The sequence below is a fragment of the Maribacter polysiphoniae genome, from assembly GCF_003148665.1.
GTDB lineage: Bacteria > Bacteroidota > Bacteroidia > Flavobacteriales > Flavobacteriaceae > Maribacter_A > Maribacter_A polysiphoniae.
Genome location: NZ_QGGQ01000002.1, coordinates 427,558 through 444,934, shown reverse-complemented (window position 1 = coordinate 444,934; position 17,377 = coordinate 427,558). Strand labels below are relative to the sequence as shown.

General features: G+C 42.7%; 16 protein-coding genes and 2 tRNA genes. 9 read left to right on the top strand and 9 right to left on the bottom strand.

The window, feature by feature from the left end; genetic code table 11:
* Positions 1 to 7: 7 nt before the first annotated feature.
* Positions 8 to 1,510 (bottom strand): OmpP1/FadL family transporter, encoded by a 1,503-nt coding sequence (locus LX92_RS06280; protein ID WP_109649428.1) that lies wholly within the window; start codon positions 1,508 to 1,510, stop codon positions 8 to 10.
* A gap of 39 nt (positions 1,511 to 1,549) precedes the next feature.
* Complete coding sequence (locus LX92_RS22275; protein WP_146197808.1) at positions 1,550 to 2,875, bottom strand: hypothetical protein; 1,326 nt, start codon at positions 2,873 to 2,875, stop codon at positions 1,550 to 1,552.
* 95 nt (positions 2,876 to 2,970) lie between these two features.
* Here LX92_RS22275 and proS point away from each other — a divergent pair, with 95 nt between their 5' ends.
* The 4 genes from proS to rpsT all read left to right on the top strand — a co-directional run bounded on the left by proS (position 2,971) and on the right by rpsT (position 5,119).
* A complete protein-coding gene (proS, locus tag LX92_RS06265) occupies positions 2,971 to 4,446 on the top strand; it encodes a proline--tRNA ligase (protein WP_109649425.1) in 1,476 nt (491 codons plus the stop codon).
* A 173-nt stretch (positions 4,447 to 4,619) separates the two neighbouring features.
* Positions 4,620 to 4,691 (top strand) — tRNA-Glu (locus LX92_RS06260).
* A gap of 59 nt (positions 4,692 to 4,750) precedes the next feature.
* A tRNA-Glu gene (locus LX92_RS06255) sits at positions 4,751 to 4,825 on the top strand.
* Between the two features lie 42 nt (positions 4,826 to 4,867).
* Positions 4,868 to 5,119, top strand: coding sequence for a 30S ribosomal protein S20 (gene rpsT / locus LX92_RS06250; RefSeq protein WP_109649424.1), 252 nt, complete (start codon positions 4,868 to 4,870; stop codon positions 5,117 to 5,119).
* Between the two features lie 57 nt (positions 5,120 to 5,176).
* Here rpsT and LX92_RS06245 read toward each other — a convergent pair whose 3' ends face one another.
* The 3 genes from LX92_RS06245 to rho all read right to left on the bottom strand — a co-directional run bounded on the left by LX92_RS06245 (position 5,177) and on the right by rho (position 8,625).
* Positions 5,177 to 5,857 carry a hypothetical protein gene (locus tag LX92_RS06245; RefSeq protein ID WP_109649423.1) on the bottom strand — a complete coding sequence of 227 codons (681 nt, stop codon included), beginning with the start codon at positions 5,855 to 5,857 and terminating at the stop codon, positions 5,177 to 5,179.
* Between the two features lie 10 nt (positions 5,858 to 5,867).
* The gene (locus LX92_RS06240; RefSeq protein WP_109649422.1) at positions 5,868 to 6,638 is read right to left on the bottom strand and encodes a hypothetical protein; all 771 of its coding nucleotides are present in this window, start codon (positions 6,636 to 6,638) and stop codon (positions 5,868 to 5,870) included.
* A gap of 304 nt (positions 6,639 to 6,942) precedes the next feature.
* Positions 6,943 to 8,625, bottom strand: coding sequence for a transcription termination factor Rho (gene rho, locus LX92_RS06235; RefSeq protein WP_109649421.1), 1,683 nt, complete (start codon positions 8,623 to 8,625; stop codon positions 6,943 to 6,945).
* Between the two features lie 193 nt (positions 8,626 to 8,818).
* Between rho and LX92_RS06230 the strand changes: the two genes are divergently transcribed.
* Complete coding sequence (locus tag LX92_RS06230; protein ID WP_109649420.1) at positions 8,819 to 9,229, top strand: DUF4293 domain-containing protein; 411 nt, start codon at positions 8,819 to 8,821, stop codon at positions 9,227 to 9,229.
* A gap of 93 nt (positions 9,230 to 9,322) precedes the next feature.
* On the opposite strand, the gene LX92_RS06225 is transcribed toward LX92_RS06230, so the two are convergent.
* Together LX92_RS06225 and LX92_RS06220 are read right to left on the bottom strand one after the other, a co-directional pair.
* Positions 9,323 to 10,774, bottom strand: a complete 1,452-nt coding sequence (locus LX92_RS06225; RefSeq protein ID WP_109649419.1) for a sialate O-acetylesterase — start codon at positions 10,772 to 10,774, stop codon at positions 9,323 to 9,325.
* A 91-nt stretch (positions 10,775 to 10,865) separates the two neighbouring features.
* Positions 10,866 to 11,360, bottom strand: a complete 495-nt coding sequence (locus LX92_RS06220) for a metallophosphoesterase family protein (protein WP_109649418.1) — start codon at positions 11,358 to 11,360, stop codon at positions 10,866 to 10,868.
* Positions 11,361 to 11,451: 91 nt separating this feature from the next.
* On the opposite strand from LX92_RS06220, the gene truA reads away from it, so the two are divergent.
* Positions 11,452 to 12,201: a tRNA pseudouridine(38-40) synthase TruA gene (gene truA / locus LX92_RS06215; RefSeq protein ID WP_109649417.1), complete on the top strand. Its 750-nt coding sequence runs from the start codon at positions 11,452 to 11,454 to the stop codon at positions 12,199 to 12,201.
* Positions 12,194 to 13,963 carry an ABC transporter ATP-binding protein gene (locus tag LX92_RS06210; protein ID WP_109649416.1) on the top strand — a complete coding sequence of 590 codons (1,770 nt, stop codon included), beginning with the start codon at positions 12,194 to 12,196 and terminating at the stop codon, positions 13,961 to 13,963. The genes truA and LX92_RS06210 overlap by 8 nt, the downstream gene beginning before the upstream one ends.
* Here the strand turns inward: LX92_RS06210 and cdaA are convergent.
* Both cdaA and folP read right to left on the bottom strand, forming a co-directional pair.
* Positions 13,960 to 14,745, bottom strand: coding sequence for a diadenylate cyclase CdaA (gene cdaA, locus LX92_RS06205; protein ID WP_109649660.1), 786 nt, complete (start codon positions 14,743 to 14,745; stop codon positions 13,960 to 13,962). The two genes, LX92_RS06210 and cdaA, sit on opposite strands and share 4 nt — an antisense overlap.
* A gap of 53 nt (positions 14,746 to 14,798) precedes the next feature.
* Positions 14,799 to 15,623, bottom strand: a complete 825-nt coding sequence (gene folP / locus LX92_RS06200; RefSeq protein ID WP_109649415.1) for a dihydropteroate synthase — start codon at positions 15,621 to 15,623, stop codon at positions 14,799 to 14,801.
* Positions 15,624 to 15,738: 115 nt separating this feature from the next.
* On the opposite strand from folP, the gene LX92_RS06195 reads away from it, so the two are divergent.
* Both LX92_RS06195 and LX92_RS06190 read left to right on the top strand, forming a co-directional pair.
* A complete protein-coding gene (locus LX92_RS06195; protein ID WP_109649414.1) occupies positions 15,739 to 16,284 on the top strand; it encodes a DUF1599 domain-containing protein in 546 nt (181 codons plus the stop codon).
* Positions 16,281 to 17,375 carry a BT_3928 family protein gene (locus LX92_RS06190; protein WP_109649413.1) on the top strand — a complete coding sequence of 365 codons (1,095 nt, stop codon included), beginning with the start codon at positions 16,281 to 16,283 and terminating at the stop codon, positions 17,373 to 17,375. The genes LX92_RS06195 and LX92_RS06190 overlap by 4 nt, the downstream gene beginning before the upstream one ends.
* Positions 17,376 to 17,377: the final 2 nt, after the last annotated feature.

The window sequence follows — 17,377 nt, the reverse complement described above, 5'->3', positions numbered from 1 at the left end:
CCTTAGGTTAAAAATTCATGGTGTAACTTAGGGTTACATTGGTATTTTTCTTGTTGATCAAAGCAGGTGTACTAAACCCGGCATCGAACAATTGCATATTGTAGTCCTGTTCTATTCTGTTTACGGCGAGATCTAATCGACTTCCTCCGAAATTATAACCAATACCTCCTGAATAGCCGTTTAAATCCCCTATGTTGTTACCATCGGCATACGGACTTTGTTCAAAACGATATCCAGCCCTAAGGCTCACTTGGTCAATGCGATATTCACCACCCAGTCTCATGGAAGAAACCCCATCAAGGCTATTGGCGATATTAGAGTTGACCTGTGAAAAACTGGAGTCACCCTCTGGTCTCAATTCGGCCTGCGACATATCCTGATAGCTATAGTCAAAACTTAGAAGTCCGTCCTTACCGAAAACCAAGGCTACACTTCCTGTCAGTTTGGCGGGTGTCTTAATCGTATAGGCCTCAAAAAGATTCACGATATCATGGTTGATGAAGTTAATGTCCTCAGCAGCCAACGTGGAATTGATCCGTTGCGAAAAATCATCGGTCAATCGATACCATGTTGGGGATTGGTAGCTACCACCGACCCTGATATTTTGGTTTAACTTTGCAATAGCCCCTAGATTAAATGAGAACCCGGAACCTTCTGTGTGTAAAAAGTTTGAAAATTCCGATCTTTGGATGGGTGAATCCGAATCGTAATTGGTTTCGCGCAGTTCATCGATTTGATCGTAAAAAACCGTATGGAAATTCAAGGAAGCCCCTAGGTAAAGGTTGTCTTTATATTGGGTACCAAAATTAACGTTGAATTTTCCGTTATACCCGGATGTAAATCGAGAGTAATCCTGGCTTACCGTATTGTAAAGGGCGTTGCTAATATAAGTGGTTGTGGCGTCATCCATATCTACAGGGTCTATGATACCTCCGTAATATCCTAAGAAGGCTTGCTGGTCCTGAAAGCCTTGGGTGGCACCGATATCCAAATAGCCATCCTCAATGTATTCATTGCTACGCAATAAGATGGATCCAAAGGGAACACCGCCTGCATAGGATAAAAAGTAATTATCAAGGCCTTGGTCACTATTGCCGGAAACCCTGAACTCATCATCGTAGCTCTCTACCAAGTCGTAATTGACGGCAATGGCCATTTTCTTCCAATCAGAGTCACTTCTGCTTCTAAAAACGAATACCCCACCAACTTGGTTTATATTCAGGTCATTGTCAGTGGCACCAAGGCTGCTGCCAAAATAGGTCGAAGTATTGTCCGTACTATAGTTAGAGCCAGATATTGTAAACTGGCTATTACTGAATACGGCAGAACCCGCGGGATTTATATTCAGGGCAGAGAGGTCGCCCCCCAAGGCCCCGAAAGCGCCGCCCATTCCTTGGAACCGGGCCGTTCCTTGTAGATTTTCATGACTGTAACGCAATACGTCATTCATATTTTGGGCACTTGCCATCGCGCAAGCCAATAGCACTATGAAAGTTAAATATCTTTTCATTGTAAATGATTTTTATCTCGGTATTGATTTTTATTTGACTTATTGACCCCTTCCTCCACTTCTTGATGAGCTTGAAGATGATCGTCCCGAAGAAGACGATGATGATCTGGATGATCCAGAACTTCTGTAGCTACTGCTACTTCGGCTACCGGAACTACCAGAGGATTTATAGCTGCTTGATCTTGGAGCAGTACTTCGGTACGATTGTGAACTTCTTGAGCTGCTTCCAGAACTCCGGTATGAACGGGAGGTACCGGTACGGCTTCCAGAACTTTTATATGTTGATGTTCTGGGTGTGGTAGCTCTTGATGAACTTCGGGTACCTGTAGATCCACTTCGGTAAGTGTTGCTTCTTGGTGCAGTACTTCTGTTGTAGTACGAGCTCGACCTGGATGATGAATTGTATCTAGGGGTGGCACGTGTACTTCTACTGGTGCGGTATGCCTTATTTTGGTCAACACCTACTGTTCTTCGTGATGTTGAACCACTTCTGTAAGTGTTCGAACTTCTTGCGGTGCTATTGCTTCGCACCCCACTGGTCCTTGCTGTGGTGCTGTTACTTCGATATCTAGGGGAAGTGCTTCGTGTTGTTGCGTTGGATCTTCCTCTAAGCGCCCTGGACGAACCATTGCTGGCTAGGTTATTGGTGTTGTAATATCCTCGTCTGCTTCTGTTATAGGCGTAACTTCGTGGGTATCCGTATCGGGAATAAGGTCTGTTGTAATATCTATTGCCATAGTAACCATAACGACCGTAAGGGGAATACCAGCTACCCCATCCATATCCGTAACCGTATCCATAATATCCTCCCCAGCCCCAGTTGTTCCAGGTCCATGGGTTGTAATATCCACCCCATCCATAAGAGCCATAGTATCCGCCGTAACCCCAGTTGTTCCATAACCAAGGATCGTTCCAACCCCAACCGTAATAACCTCCATAACCATAGTTGTTATAACCGCCACCATAGATGTTGATGCTTATATCAGTGGTATTGTCACCCCAGGCACCGTAACCTTCGTAGTCATTTTCGGGTTGGTAATAATCGGTCAAATCACCTTTTTGGGGAATACTGTCATATTCGGATTCACTGGAATATGAATCGATATCGGTGAATACTTCACTTTCGAGTATTTCATCGTATTCATTGGCTTTTTGTCCAAAATAATCCTGATAAGGATCATGTTCTTTTTTCTTCTCTACTTGTTGTGGGGCCCTTTCGACAACACGAACGTTGTCGTCAGCGTAAATCCCATCATTGTCGTAGTATGAGGCTTGCTCGTACGAACCGCAGGAAACTGCCAAAATGCCTACAAGAACAAGAAGGGACGCGGTGCGAAATCTTGAGAGGGGTAGAGAATGTATCATGGTTTCAATTTTTATTGTTGAACATATTAAAAATAGTTAGTTTTACCGAACTATTTACATAATAATAACACAAGTTTTGTGCCAAACTACGCATAATGGGTAAAAAATTGACAAAGAGAAGTGAGGATTATTCCAAATGGTATAATGAACTGGTTGTAAAGGCTGATCTAGCCGAAAACTCAGGGGTTAGAGGGTGTATGGTCATCAAACCGTACGGCTACGCCATTTGGGAAAAAATGCAGGCGGCTTTGGATAAGAAGTTCAAGGAAACCGGGCATGAAAATGCATATTTTCCATTGCTTATCCCGAAATCGTACTTAAGTAAGGAAGCAAGTCATGTTGAAGGTTTTGCCAAGGAATGTGCGGTAGTAACCCATTACCGTTTGAAGAATGCCGAGGACGGAAGTGGTATCATCGTGGATGAGGATGCGAAACTGGAAGAGGAATTGATTATTAGGCCAACTTCCGAAACCATTATATGGGATACCTATAGAAAATGGATACAATCCTATCGTGATTTGCCTTTGTTGATCAATCAGTGGGCCAATGTAGTGCGTTGGGAAATGCGTACCCGACTCTTTTTGCGCACGGCTGAATTTTTATGGCAAGAAGGGCATACCGCCCATGCCACGGAAAAAGAAGCTATCGAAGAGGCAGAGCAAATGATGAACGTTTATGCCGATTTTGCCGAAAACCATATGGCCGTACCGGTGATAAAAGGGGTGAAAACGGAAAGTGAGCGTTTTGCAGGGGCTGTAGAGACCTATTGTATAGAGGCCTTAATGCAGGATGGAAAAGCCTTACAGGCCGGAACCTCCCATTTCCTGGGACAAAATTTTGCCAAAGCCTTTGATGTGAAATTCGCATCGAAGGAAGGTAAGCAAGAATACGTCTGGGCGACTTCTTGGGGAGTGTCTACCCGATTGATGGGGGCCTTGGTCATGACCCATAGTGATGACAATGGGTTGGTGTTGCCTCCAAAATTGGCGCCTATACAAGTTGTTATCGTGCCTATTTATAAAGGACTTGATCAATTGGATGCCATTTCTGAAAAAGTCGATCCTTTGGTAAAGGAATTACGGGCCAAGGGTATTTCGGTTAAATATGACGATCGGGATACCTATAAACCAGGGTTTAAATTCAATGAATATGAATTGAAGGGGGTTCCCGTACGTTTGGCCATTGGTCAACGCGATATGGAGAATGGCACCTATGAAGTGGCCCGACGTGATACGCTCGAAAAGGAAACCGTACCCATGGATGGGGTAATTGCCAAAATCGAGTTCCTGATGGAGGATATGCAGAAAAATATATTCAACAAAGCCTTGGACTACCGGAAGGAGCATATTACCGAGGTGGATAGTTATGAGGAGTTTAAAAAGGTATTGGAGGAAAAAGGCGGATTTATTTCTGCCCATTGGGATGGTACCGTGGCCACGGAAGATAGAATTAAGGAAGAAACAAAGGCTACCATCCGTTGTATTCCCATTGAAGGGGATACCACACCTGGGCATTGTATGGTCACCGGTGAGGCTTCGGCCCGTAGGGTGTTGTTTGCCAAGGCTTATTGATAATCGATAAAATCTTTTTACAATGATCGCAGTATCGTTTTTTTTGATGGGAAAAGGCTTTATTTTCTATAATAAAAATGGTTATATTCGCGATTAAGTAAAAAAATAATAAGCAGGTGTTGCGATAGTTAAAAATAATTGTATTTTTGCATCCGCATTTTGTGCAGAGTAATGGTCCGTTCGTCTAGGGGTTAGGACGCCAGGTTTTCATCCTGGTAACAGGGGTTCGATTCCCCTACGGACTACAAGGTAATATTGAATGATTGGGATTGGAACAACAAGTAGGTTTTTGTCCCGAAAATAAGGTCCGTTCGTCTAGGGGTTAGGACGCCAGGTTTTCATCCTGGTAACAGGGGTTCGATTCCCCTACGGACTACCAAGTAAAAAGGCAAATGTCTTAAAAACATAATTTAAAGAAAAGATGGCAAATCACAAGTCAGCATTAAAGAGGATTAGAAGAAACGAAGCTGTACGTTTACGCAACAGGTACCAGCACAAAACAACCCGTAACGCTATTAAGAGGTTGCGCGGTGAAGAAAATAAGGACGATGCTGCGAAATTGTTGCCTGAGGTTGTTAGTATGATCGATAGGTTGGCAAAACGAAACATTATACATGCCAATAAAGCGGCCAACTTAAAGAGTAAATTGGCAAAGCACGTTGCAGCATTGTAAGATTTTCTACGGTTTATAAAAATGCCCAGATGGTTTCCGTCTGGGCATTTTTTTGTTTTAAGATTCTTCCGCCAAGGCCCGCATGGGTTTCATAACAACGAAGCCGATGATGAAAAAGACATACGTTGCGATGATCAGAAGGTAATGGAATTGCCTTAGGTGCAATTTGTCGTAGACGGGGAAATTGTAATAGGAAAGGAGTGAGATTACGGGGAAGAAAATATTGAATAATAAAAGTCCGTAACTTATCCAAGTAAGTAGATTGTGCCTGTTCCCTTTTTGAATCCCACCTTCTAGAAAATAGAGGATAATGGCGATGATCAATACGATGGATCCGATAGTGGAGGCGTAAAACTGGGGGAAGATCATTACGTTATGGATAAACGGATTGATCAACGACGCCAGAATATAAACCAAAGCGCCATACTTGATGATATCCTTGTGTTTTTTGAGCTTTACTACTTTCCAAAATATAAAATAGAAATAGAAAAAGAATACCAGGTCGTATATATTGAAAATAATATAGTTTGCGTACTGGTACTTTTCAATATACACAATCTGGAAATCATCAAAGTCCCTAATAAAGAATCCCAATATTTCCGACACCATGGTGTAAATGATGATGAGGGGAAAGTACTTCAGGATACTACTATAATAACGGTTATAGCGTAGTAGGGAAATTAATAGGGTGATCCCGTAAAGCGGGATGAAATAATTATCTTTTAGAAAGTCGTACATCAATACGGGCTTAATCCTCTTCAGGGAATGGTGGGGGTGCTCCGGTACCCTTATTCATGGTCAAGCTTGTTCCGGCATAAAACGATGTGTTTAAGGTGGTATTTGCCGTGGATGTTGAGAGGCTTGGCATGAAAGAGGCATGTGATTTCGATTCTGCATTACCAAGGTGACCCATTCCTATGATGTCTTTGATGGGTTTGAAGCTGTCGGAAAGCAATATGGCTTCCTGTTGGTCTTTGTCTTCCCCGATATAAAAAAGATAATCCCTTTTTCCTTTTGTTAAGGTTGGGGATAGCAACACGGAATTCTGTCTCGGATGCAAAATAGAATCCTTATTCTGGCCATCAAAAAATGCTTTGTCAGGATAGTTTGAGAAATAGATACGCAGACCTGAGATTTCGACATTGGCCTTTTTGGCCTCTTGTTCAATATAGGCCAAGTATTGTTTTAGGGTTTTGTAGTCATAGGAGACATAACGGGCCACATCAAACTTTTTTTCCGCGTTGGCCTCATCCGAATTAGACTTGGCTTTCTTTTTCTGCTGTATTTTGGTGCCGTACTTCCTGCGGTTTATGGAATCTTCGTAACGTTGGATCAAAGGTACGCGCCTTTTGGTATAGAAATCATACATTTCCTTGGCTTGTTCCACATGTACAATTTGTTCTGGGGCCAAGACTTCGGGGGCTACTTCCTTTTCCTTTTCTTCCTCACAACTCATGGAGCTGAACAGGATAATAAAAAGCATAAGGGAATGGGACAAAAACTTTTTTGCATTGATCATGACATAGGATTTAGGTTATAAAATGTTCAAGCAAAGTAAGTGGGGGAGAGCATTCTTTGCGACATAAAGATATTAAAATTACCGCAGTAACATAAAAACGGATTCGAATTTATAAGGGGTAGTCCTAAATGATAGGGGTAAATCAACGAAAAAATCACTCAATTTTGGGATAGGTTCCTTTTGGTATTGCCTAAAACCTATTGTAAACAACAACGAGGCACCCCTATTCCCTAAGGGGACGGGTATAAAAAAAATCCCTTTGGTTTGTGGCCAAAGGGATGTAAAAAAATATGTTTTGTAATGACTACTGATTCATGGTCATTAAGAACTCCTCATTATTCTTGGTTTGCTTGATACGTTGTTCAATGAATTCCATGGCTTCGATAGGATTCATATCAGCAAGGTATTTACGCAAGATCCACATACGTTGAATGGTGCTTTCATCAAGCAGTAAGTCATCCCTACGTGTACTGGAGGAAGTAAGATCGATTGCAGGGAATATTCTTCGGTTACTGATTTTACGGTCTAACTGAAGTTCCATGTTACCAGTTCCCTTGAATTCCTCAAAGATGACTTCATCCATCTTAGAGCCGGTATCTGTCAACGCCGTGGCGATGATCGATAGTGATCCACCGTCTTCAATATTACGGGCAGCTCCGAAGAATCGTTTTGGTTTATGTAGGGCGTTGGCATCAACACCACCACTCAATACTTTACCTGAGGCCGGTTGTACGGTATTGTAAGCCCGGGCCAATCGGGTAATTGAATCCAATAGGATAACCACATCATGTCCGCATTCAACCAAACGTTTGGCTTTTTCCAAAACAATATTGGCTACACGTACGTGTTCGGTGGCTTCCTTGTCAAAGGTCGAGGCAATGACCTCACCTTGTACATTACGTTGCATATCGGTGACCTCTTCTGGTCGCTCATCGATAAGCAAGACGATTAAATATACCTCTGGGTGGTTTGCCGCAATGGCATTTGCCACGTCTTTCAACAACATGGTCTTACCGGTTTTGGGCTGGGATACGATCATTCCCCTTTGTCCTTTTCCTATGGGAGAGAACAAATCTATAATACGGGTAGAGATACTGCTCTGACGATCGGCAAGATTGAATTTTTCCTCAGGGAACAAAGGTGTCAAGTGTTCAAAAGAAACACGGTCGCGTACCACCTGGGGATCGATGCCATTGATTTTGCTCACTTTGATCAGGGGAAAATACTTTTCACCTTCTTTGGGTGGACGTACATTCCCTAGTACGGTATCCCCGGTTTTAAGTCCGAACAATCGAATCTGTGATTGTGATACATAAATATCATCCGGTGAGGATAGGTAATTATAATCCGAAGAACGTAAGAAACCATAGCCATCCTGCATGATGTCAAGAACACCTTCGCTGGCGATGATACTATCGAATTCGAATTCCGGTTCCTTATAACGGTTCTTTAGGTCTTTGTCGAAATTACTATTGCGTTTATCCTGCCCACTTTTTTGATGGGTAGGTTTTTTTGCATTTTGGTTTTTATGGGGTTGTGGACCTTTCTTTGCATTCTGTCCGTTGTTGGCCCTAGGATTTGGTCTGCTGTTTTCGCCTTGCGGTTTCTTTGCAGGGGCTTCGGGTGTGTTTGGGGCACTGGGAGTGGGAGCGTTAGGAGCTTCCGTTTTTGTATCCTCGGTGGTCGTATTACCCTCGGTTTTCTTATCGTTGGCGACCCGTGTTCGTTTTGGACGCTCTATTGGTTTTTTTGCTGCTGGTTTCTTTTCAGCGACTCTCTTTTCAGTTGGTTTTTTTTCCACAGGTTTTTTTTCAATGGAAACCGAGGCTATTTCTTCGGTGGCTTTGGGATTTGCCGCTTGTACGTCCAAAATTTGGTATACAAGGTCCAACTTTTTCATGGACTTGAATTTAGGTACTTTCAAGCCTTTTGCTATTTCCTGAAGTTCAGGAAGCTTTTTTGATTTTAAATCTGAAATCTCAAACATTAAATGTGATATAAATTATACGTCTTTAGACAAAATTAAGAAGTGTATTATTACTTGGGTTTACTAAGGGAAGAATCCCGTATTGGTAAGTGATATAACTAATAACGCAACAATATTACAAATTATTTTCAATTATTCGGGGATATTTTTTAAAAGACATGTATTTTTGCCATTGAAAATCGTTATTAAAGCAATGATTCAAAGAATTCAGACCATTTATCTTGTTATTGTCGCCTTATTGGGTGGCGTAGCGCCATTTGTGGCCTACCTTTGGTTGGATGCCAAGGGAATGGAGTTTTTTGCCCAAAACGATATTTTGGTTTCCACCGTCTTTTATGGGTCGGGAGCCTTGGCATTGATTGCCGTATTCTTGTATAAAAAACGACAAAATCAATTTGTGTTGAACAGGTTGAACATGATATTGAATCTTTTTTTACTAGGATTTTTCGTTTACCGATCGCTAAACTTATCCGGAGAGACCTTGGTCTCTGAGAAGGGTATTGGGATGTTGATTCCTGTATTTTCTATCGTTTTTTTGGTCCTGGCCAACAGGGCTATTAAGAAGGATGAGGATCTTGTAAAATCTGTTGATCGTTTGCGTTAAGCCTAACATCTTAGTAGTATTAGTGCGTGAACCCTGATGGAAGCATCAGGGTTTTTTTTGTTTTTTAAAAAGTTTCTTATTGTAGATAGGTGCCTATTCGGTAGCTTTCGTAGCATCGTTCCAATCGTCGGTTCTAAATGAAGATGCGGGTAGGAGATTGGTGTCGTAGAGCGTACCCGTGATCCAGTTGCGCCAAGCATACCTTACGGCGGCAGGGTTCAGTACTTTATCGCTCTTTACCAATACATTTTTACGGTCTACGATGGTTGCGTTTGCAGGGTAAAAGACTTTGTCCTTTCCTGCGATCTCAAATCCTTGCAAACCTTCATAGGCAAAAAGGCCTGTATCGGCGTTGTCAAATTTTAAAAGGAGACCACCTTCCTGTGACTCAAAAGAAGCAAAGGTGGGGCCGGCATAGTCCAGGGTATTGAATCCGTACGTCTTATTCAAGGCAATGTAAAGCAAGCGGTCGGCAACTTCTTTCTTTTTTGGAGGATGAATGCAATAGTCGTCACCGATATCCATGGAGACGGCCATACCGGAATTAGGGATTACATCTAAACATTGTAATTGAGTCTCACGAATAAAAGCGGAATTGCCGGCAGTGGAGAAAACCTCATTGCCATCGTATATGAATGGGGCAATTTGCACATAATAAAAAGGGAAATCACCAAGGTCCCATCGTGTTCTCCAGTCTTTTACCATGGCAGGAAAGAGTTTTTTGTAATTTTCCGGTTCTTCGCGGTTCGATTCGCCTTGATACCACAACGCTCCTTTAATGGTGTATGGAATCAACGGATGGATCATCGAATTGTATAGGGCCGTAGGAATATGGTTGGTGCGTTTTGTGATGTCAACGCCATCAAGGTCCACCTTTTGATAGTTCTCCATGGCTTCCTTACTTAGCCATGCCTGTACACTACTTCCTCCCCAAGAGGTATGGATCATACCCACGGGAACGTCTAAAATCTCTTGCAACCGCTGGCCATAAAAATAGGCAATGGCGCTAAAATCCTTAACGGTTTCAGGACTTGCGGCTTGCCATCCGGTATATTTTTCGATATCTTTCAAGGGAGTTTTTGAACCGATTCGGTCTACGGTAAACAATCGTAAATTCGGATTTTTAGAAGAGGAAATTGCTTCCAATGACCCAAAAACGGGTTGCCCGGTATAGCCGTTCAGCGGTTGTTGCATGTTTGATTGCCCTGAACAAAGCCAGACTTCCCCAAAAAGAATATTTTCCAGTAAAATATTCGAACCATCCCCAGTTATGTTTATCGTTTGCGGTTTTTTGTCATTAGTGGTCTGTATCCCCGTTTTCCAATTTCCCGATTTATCGGTTGTTATCTGTAAGGGGGTATTCAGCCATGAGGCCTTGATGGTGATTTTTTTACCGGCATCAGCCCATCCCCACAGTATTACGGTCGTATTGCGCTGTAAAACCATATCGGAAGATACAATGGCGGGCAATTTTACTTCCGCCTGGCCCGGGGTGGTAAGTAAAAGGAATAAAAGCATTAGGGAGTACAAAGGTATTTTTTTCATTCTTTAAGGTTTTAATGGGAGCATTATGCTTCCTTTTTATTTAAGTGTTTTTGGTGTATCTCTTGATTTGTACCATAAAAATAAAGTAATCTTACCGTTTGCCCAATTCAATAATCTCCAGGTCCTTGATGTCCTTTCCGTCGATCACAAAACGCAACATGGTACGCACCTGATGAAAGCCGTGTTTTCCACATGCCCCGGGATTCATATGTAGTAGGTCCAATTTTTTGTCCCACATGACCTTTAAGATGTGGGAATGCCCACTGATGAACAATTTAGGAGGATTCGCCTTTATGTCTTTGTAAACGTTACTGTTGTATTTGGGGGGGTAGCCACCGATATGGGTTATCCAAACATCAACGTCCTCACACTTGAATCGCTGGTGCAAGGGGAATTCCTTCTGGATTACATGGTCGTCTATATTTCCGTGGACACCCCTCAAGGGCTTTAGGGCTTCTATGCGGTCGGTGACCTTTAAACTGCCGATATCCCCGGCATGCCAAACCTCATCGGCTTGCTTCACATATTTTAAAATGGCATCATCAATATGGTTATGGGTGTCCGACAGCAAAAGTATTTTGGTCATAAAACTTAAATTAAGCTTAAAAATATGGGTTTAGCCTCTGTTTTTAGAAGGAACGAAGTATCTTTGAACACCACAAAAATAGGCGTTTCACTTGAGATATTTCATCGTTTTTTCATACTTCGGGAAGTCGTACCACGGTTGGCAAATACAACCCAACGCCATTACGGTACAGGAGGTTTTGGAAGATGGATTGTCCAAATTGTTGCGCCAAGGCCTATCCGTGGTCGGTGCAGGTAGAACGGATGCGGGGGTGCATGCCAAACAAATGTATGCCCATTTCGATTTTGACGGGGAGTTTGATGTGGATGAATTGGTTTACCGGTTGAATGCCTTGCTGCCCGACGATATTGCCATTGCCGAAATACGTGCGGTCAAGGAAGATGCCCACGCCAGGTTTGATGCCATTGAACGTACTTATGAATATTGGATAACACAGGAAAAGAATCCGTTTTATTTGGACAGTGCCCACTATTTAAGGCATCGTCTTGATGTTCCGGCGATGAATGAAGCGGCAAGGTTGCTGATGGAACATCGTGATTTTGAGTGTTTTTCAAAATCGAATACCGATGTACGGACCTTTAATTGCGATGTTAAAAAGGCGGAATGGACCGTGGATGCCGATAAATTGGTGTTTACGATTGTGGCAGATCGCTTTCTTCGCAATATGGTCAGGGCCGTTGTGGGTACCCTTATCGAAGTCGGAATCGGGAAATCGGATTTGGAATATGTGAGAAACGTATTGAAAAGCAAGGACAGGTCGTTAGCTGGGCCTTCTGTCCCTGCAAAAGGATTATATTTGACCAAAATTAGCTACCCAGAGTCATTACAAAAATATGAGTAAAGAAACAGGAAAAGCATTTGATACCGGTTTGTTCAAGCGTCTAATGACGTATACGAAACCCTATAAGCTAACTTTTTATGGTGTAGCTGTCTCTGCTATCCTACTTTCGGCCTTTGCAGTGATGACCCCGTTTTTGTTACGGATGCTTATCGACGATGCCATCATGAAATCCAATCCGGAGAAATTGCTTTTTCTCGTGATAGCGATGTTGGTTGTGCTCTTGGCGCAGGTCACCTTCCAATTGTTTTTTAATTATTACGCGAATTGGTTGGGGGAATCGGTGATAAAGGATGTCCGTATTCGGCTGTTTCAACATATGCTGAATTTTAGGATGACGTATTTTGACAATTCTTCCCTAGGGGTTTTGGTAACCCGGGCGGTGGCCGATATGCAACGTATTGGGGAGATCTTCAGTCAAGGTTTTTTTGTCATTGTTGCTGATTTGTTGAAAATGTTCGCCGCTGCCGCATTGATGATCTATATGAACTGGAAACTCGCCTTGATCGTGTTTTCCCTTCTGCCAGTGATCCTCTATGCAACACGATTGTTTCAAAAGGCCATGAAGGTTGCTTTTATAGAGGTAAGGGCCCAAGTGGCCAATCTAAATTCCTTTGTACAGGAAAGGATCGCGGGAATGAAAATCGTACAATTGTTTACCCGGGAAAAGATTGAAAGTGATAAATTCAGGGAAATCAATGAAAAGCATAAAAAGGCATGGTTGAAAACGGTATGGTACAACTCCATATTCTTTCCCATCGCCGAGATCGTTAGTTCTTTGGCCATTGGTTTGGTGGTTTGGTATGGGGGACTCATGAATGTCGCCAATATCTCCAGCAGTGAGGCGGGTACTATTTTCGCCTATATCCTATGTATCGAGATACTTTTTAGGCCCTTGCGACAAATTGCCGATAAGTTCAATACGTTACAGATGGGTATGGTTGCGGCCAATAGGGTTTTTTCCATTTTGGACACCGAAAGTAAGATGGATGATTCCGGAACCTATGGGGACAATACCAAGGTCAGGGGTGATATAACGTTTAACGATGTACATTTTGGTTATTTAAAAAACGAGGAAGTCCTTCATGGTATTTCGTTCGAGGCGAAGGCGGGTGAAACCATTGCCATTGTTGGGGCGACAGGTGCCGGTAAATCAACGATCATAAATTTACTGAATCGTTTTTATGAGATCAATTCAGGACAGATATTGATTGATGGTGTGGATAGTAAGGACTTTAAATTGGCTGCCTTACGATCGCATATCGCCGTGGTATTGCAGGATGTTTTTCTTTTTGCCGATACCATTGTCAATAATATTTCACTCAAGAACAAAGATGTAGGTCTTAAGGATGTAGAGGCGGCAGCCAAGGAAATCGGGGTCCATGAATTTATTGAAAGCCTTCCCGGCGGGTATGGGTTCAACGTAAAGGAACGTGGCTCCATGTTATCCAGTGGCCAACGTCAGTTAATAGCCTTTCTCAGGGCCTATGTCAGTAATCCCAGTATCCTTATTTTGGACGAGGCCACTTCTTCGGTAGATACCTATTCCGAACAGTTGATACAGCGTGCTACCGATAAAATAACGGAGGGAAGAACGTCTGTGATCATTGCCCACCGCTTGGCCACCATAAAAAAGGCCGATAGGATTTTGGTCATGGAAGCGGGTAAGATCGTTGAGGCCGGTACACACAGTGAGTTGCTTAAAAAGGGTGGGTACTATAATAAGCTTTATGAATCCCAGTTTATGGAAGAGGAAGCGGCCTAAACCAAATCTTCCTTTATCATATTGCCCAATTCCAGAAGATCGTTGAACAATACAAATTCCCCATTTTTGATGTAGGAAATATTTCCTGTTTCCTCACTGACCACAAGCGCCAAAGCATCGGTTCGCTCCGTAATGCCGACCGCGGCCCTATGTCGAAGCCCAAAGCGCAAAGGGATACTACGTTCGTTCGAAACCGGTAAAATCACCCGTGTGGCTACGATATAATTATCCTCGATAACTACAGCGCCATCATGTAAGGGGCTGTTTTTAAAGAAAATACTACTTAATAAGGGTTGGTTGACCTCGGCAAACATCTTATCCCCTGAGGATTTTACAAAATCGAGGGAGTTATTTCGTTTGATAACGATAATGGCACCGGTCTTTGACCGTGCCATGGCCTCACAGGCCTTCAGGATAGGGTCGATATTGGTACTTGCCGTTATGTCATCGGGTTTTAAGAAACGGAACCGGCGAATGAAATTTCGTTTATTCGCAAAATTTGTAGAGCCGATCATCAATAGGAATTTTCGTATTTCCTGTTGAAATACGATAATTAGGGCAATCAGCCCTACCTGCATAAAACCGCCAACCATACTACTTATCATTTTCATGTCCAACAACTCGGTAAGTTTCCAGAACCCCCAAATGATGACGATGCCAATGAATATATTGATGGCAACCGACCCGCGAACAAGTTTGTATATATAATAAAGTAGTAAGGCGACTAAGATAATGTCGATAATGTCGGTAATCTTAAAGTCGAGAAAATTCAAAAAATCCAATCCTAGCCGTTTTTGTAAAATTAACAAAATTTGATGAACAAAATACGCTTCGCTTATTTAGTTAGCAGTTCATTCAATCGTATACATTCCATAGCGGCTTCCACATCGTGGACCCTAAGGATCTGCGCCCCATTCCGTAGTGCCACCATATGCAGTGCCGTAGTGCCGTTCAATGCTTCTTGGGGCGTTTTGTCCAATGCCTTGTATATCATCGATTTCCTGCTTATGCCCACTAAAATAGGGAGGTTCAGGGTTTGCAATAAATCCATTTTTTGCAGAAGGCCGTAATTCTGTTCCAAGGTCTTGCTAAAGCCAAACCCGGGATCGATAATGATATCGTTGATATGGTGTTCCCTTGCCTTGGCAATCCGTTCAGAGAAATAAAATAACATTTCGGTGATCAAATTTTTATAATCGGTTTGCTTTTGCATGTTTTGTGGGGTACCCTTCATATGCATCATAATATAAGGTACCTGATGTTTGGCGACCACGTTGAACATATGGGGGTCCTGTAGGCCTGCGGCAATGTCATTGACGATAGCGGCCCCCTCATCCAAACAGGCATCGGCCACTTGACTGCGAAAGGTATCAACGGACAGCATGATATCGGGGAAGGCTTTAACGATCTTGGAAACAATAGGGGTGATCCTCGAAAGTTCTTCTTCCGTGTTTACCGCCGCCGCTCCCGGTCTGGAACTATAGGCACCTACATCGATAAAGGTGGCGCCCTCCAGAAGCATTTTCTCTACTTGGGTCAGGATTTGCCCTTCTTCACGGTATTTTCCCCCGTCATAAAAAGAATCCGGGGTAAGATTGAGTATGCCCATGACTTTGGGGGTGGACAAATCAATAAGGTTTCCATTGCAATTCAAGGTCATACGACAAAAGTAAGATTCAAAGTTGCCCCTATAAAGTTTGATAAACCAAACATAAAACACGAACTTTGAGGTTTAAAATATTTTAGGCGAAATTTACGCAAATTAGTGATATTACATGCAGCAGACTTCCGAACAATACGACGCCGTAATTAAAATATGTAGGGATTTATTCCAGAAGAAGATGAAAGACTACGGCAGCGCATGGCGTATTCTGAGATTACCTTCCCTGACCGATCAAATTTTCATTAAGGCACAACGGATTCGAGGACTTCAGGAAAATGAGGTTCAAAAGGTGGATGAGGATGAACGTTCCGAATTTATCGGAATCATCAATTATTCGATCATGGCCCTGATACAGCTTGAAAAAGGCGTGGTAGACCAACCCGATCTATCGGAGCAGGAAGCCGTTGCCTTGTTCGACAAGCATGCCAAGGTCACCAAATCATTGATGGAGGATAAAAACCATGACTACGGGGAGGCTTGGCGTGATATGCGCGTTAGTTCCTTGACCGATTTGATCTTGCAGAAGTTGTTACGTGTAAAACAAATAGAGGACAATAAGGGCGCTACCTTGGTCAGTGAGGGTATCGACGCCAATTATCAGGACATGGTAAATTATGCCGTTTTCGCAATGATTCATTTAAAAGAGGATTCCGAATGAAATACTTAGTGGGTTTTAGTAGAATATTCGTTGGCTTTTTATTCATATTCAGTGGTTTTGTAAAACTTAACGACCCGGTTGGTTTTACCTTTAAGCTGGAGGAATATTTTAGTGAGGCGGTTCTTAATCTTACCTTTTTAACGCCATACGCACTAGGGTTTGCACTTTTTGTGGTTGTTTTTGAAATTCTTCTAGGGGTCATGTTATTGTTGGGCTTTAGGCTCAAGTTCACCTTATGGAGTTTATTCCTGATGATCGTATTCTTCGGATTTTTAACCTTCTATTCGGCCTATTTCAATAAAGTAACCGACTGTGGTTGTTTTGGTGATGCCGTTAATTTGACACCCTGGGGCTCCTTTACGAAGGATATGGTATTGTTGGTGTTCATTATCATCCTACTCGTCGGCAAAAAGCATTTAAAGCCTATTTTAGGTTCGGGTACAAGAAGGGTTATAACCGCAATGGCCTTAGTGGCCTGTGCCTTATTCGCCAACCATGTATTGCGCCACCTTCCGGTAATCGATTTTAGACCCTATAAGATCGGGGATAATATCAAGGAAGGAATGGTCATGCCGGAAGATGCACAAGAAGCCGTATTCGAGTACGCTTGGAAGTTCAATGTGGATGGAACGGAAAAAGTGATTGTCACCCATGGGGATTACCCTTCGGTCGATGGGGAATTCATCGATGTGGAGACCACTGAAATCGTAAAAGGATATGAACCACCGATCCATGACTTTACCATTGAGCAAAATGGGGAGGACTTTGCCCCTGCATTATTGGAGGAACCAAAGTTGATGATGATCGTTTCCTATGACCTTTCAAAAAGTGATGGGGATGCCTTTCCAAAATTGGCAGAGACGATCGTAAAGGCCAAGGAAAAAGGGTATAAAGTAATTGGGATGTCGGCCTCAAGTCCGGAAAAATCGGCCGAATGGGTCAAGAAATACAACCTGGGCACATCCTTTTATTTTACCGATGAAACAGCTTTAAAGACCATAGTACGCTCCAATCCCGGGGTATTGACGTTGGAAAAAGGAACCATAACACAGAAGGTTCACTATAATGATTTGGAAGATTTAAGATTTTGATT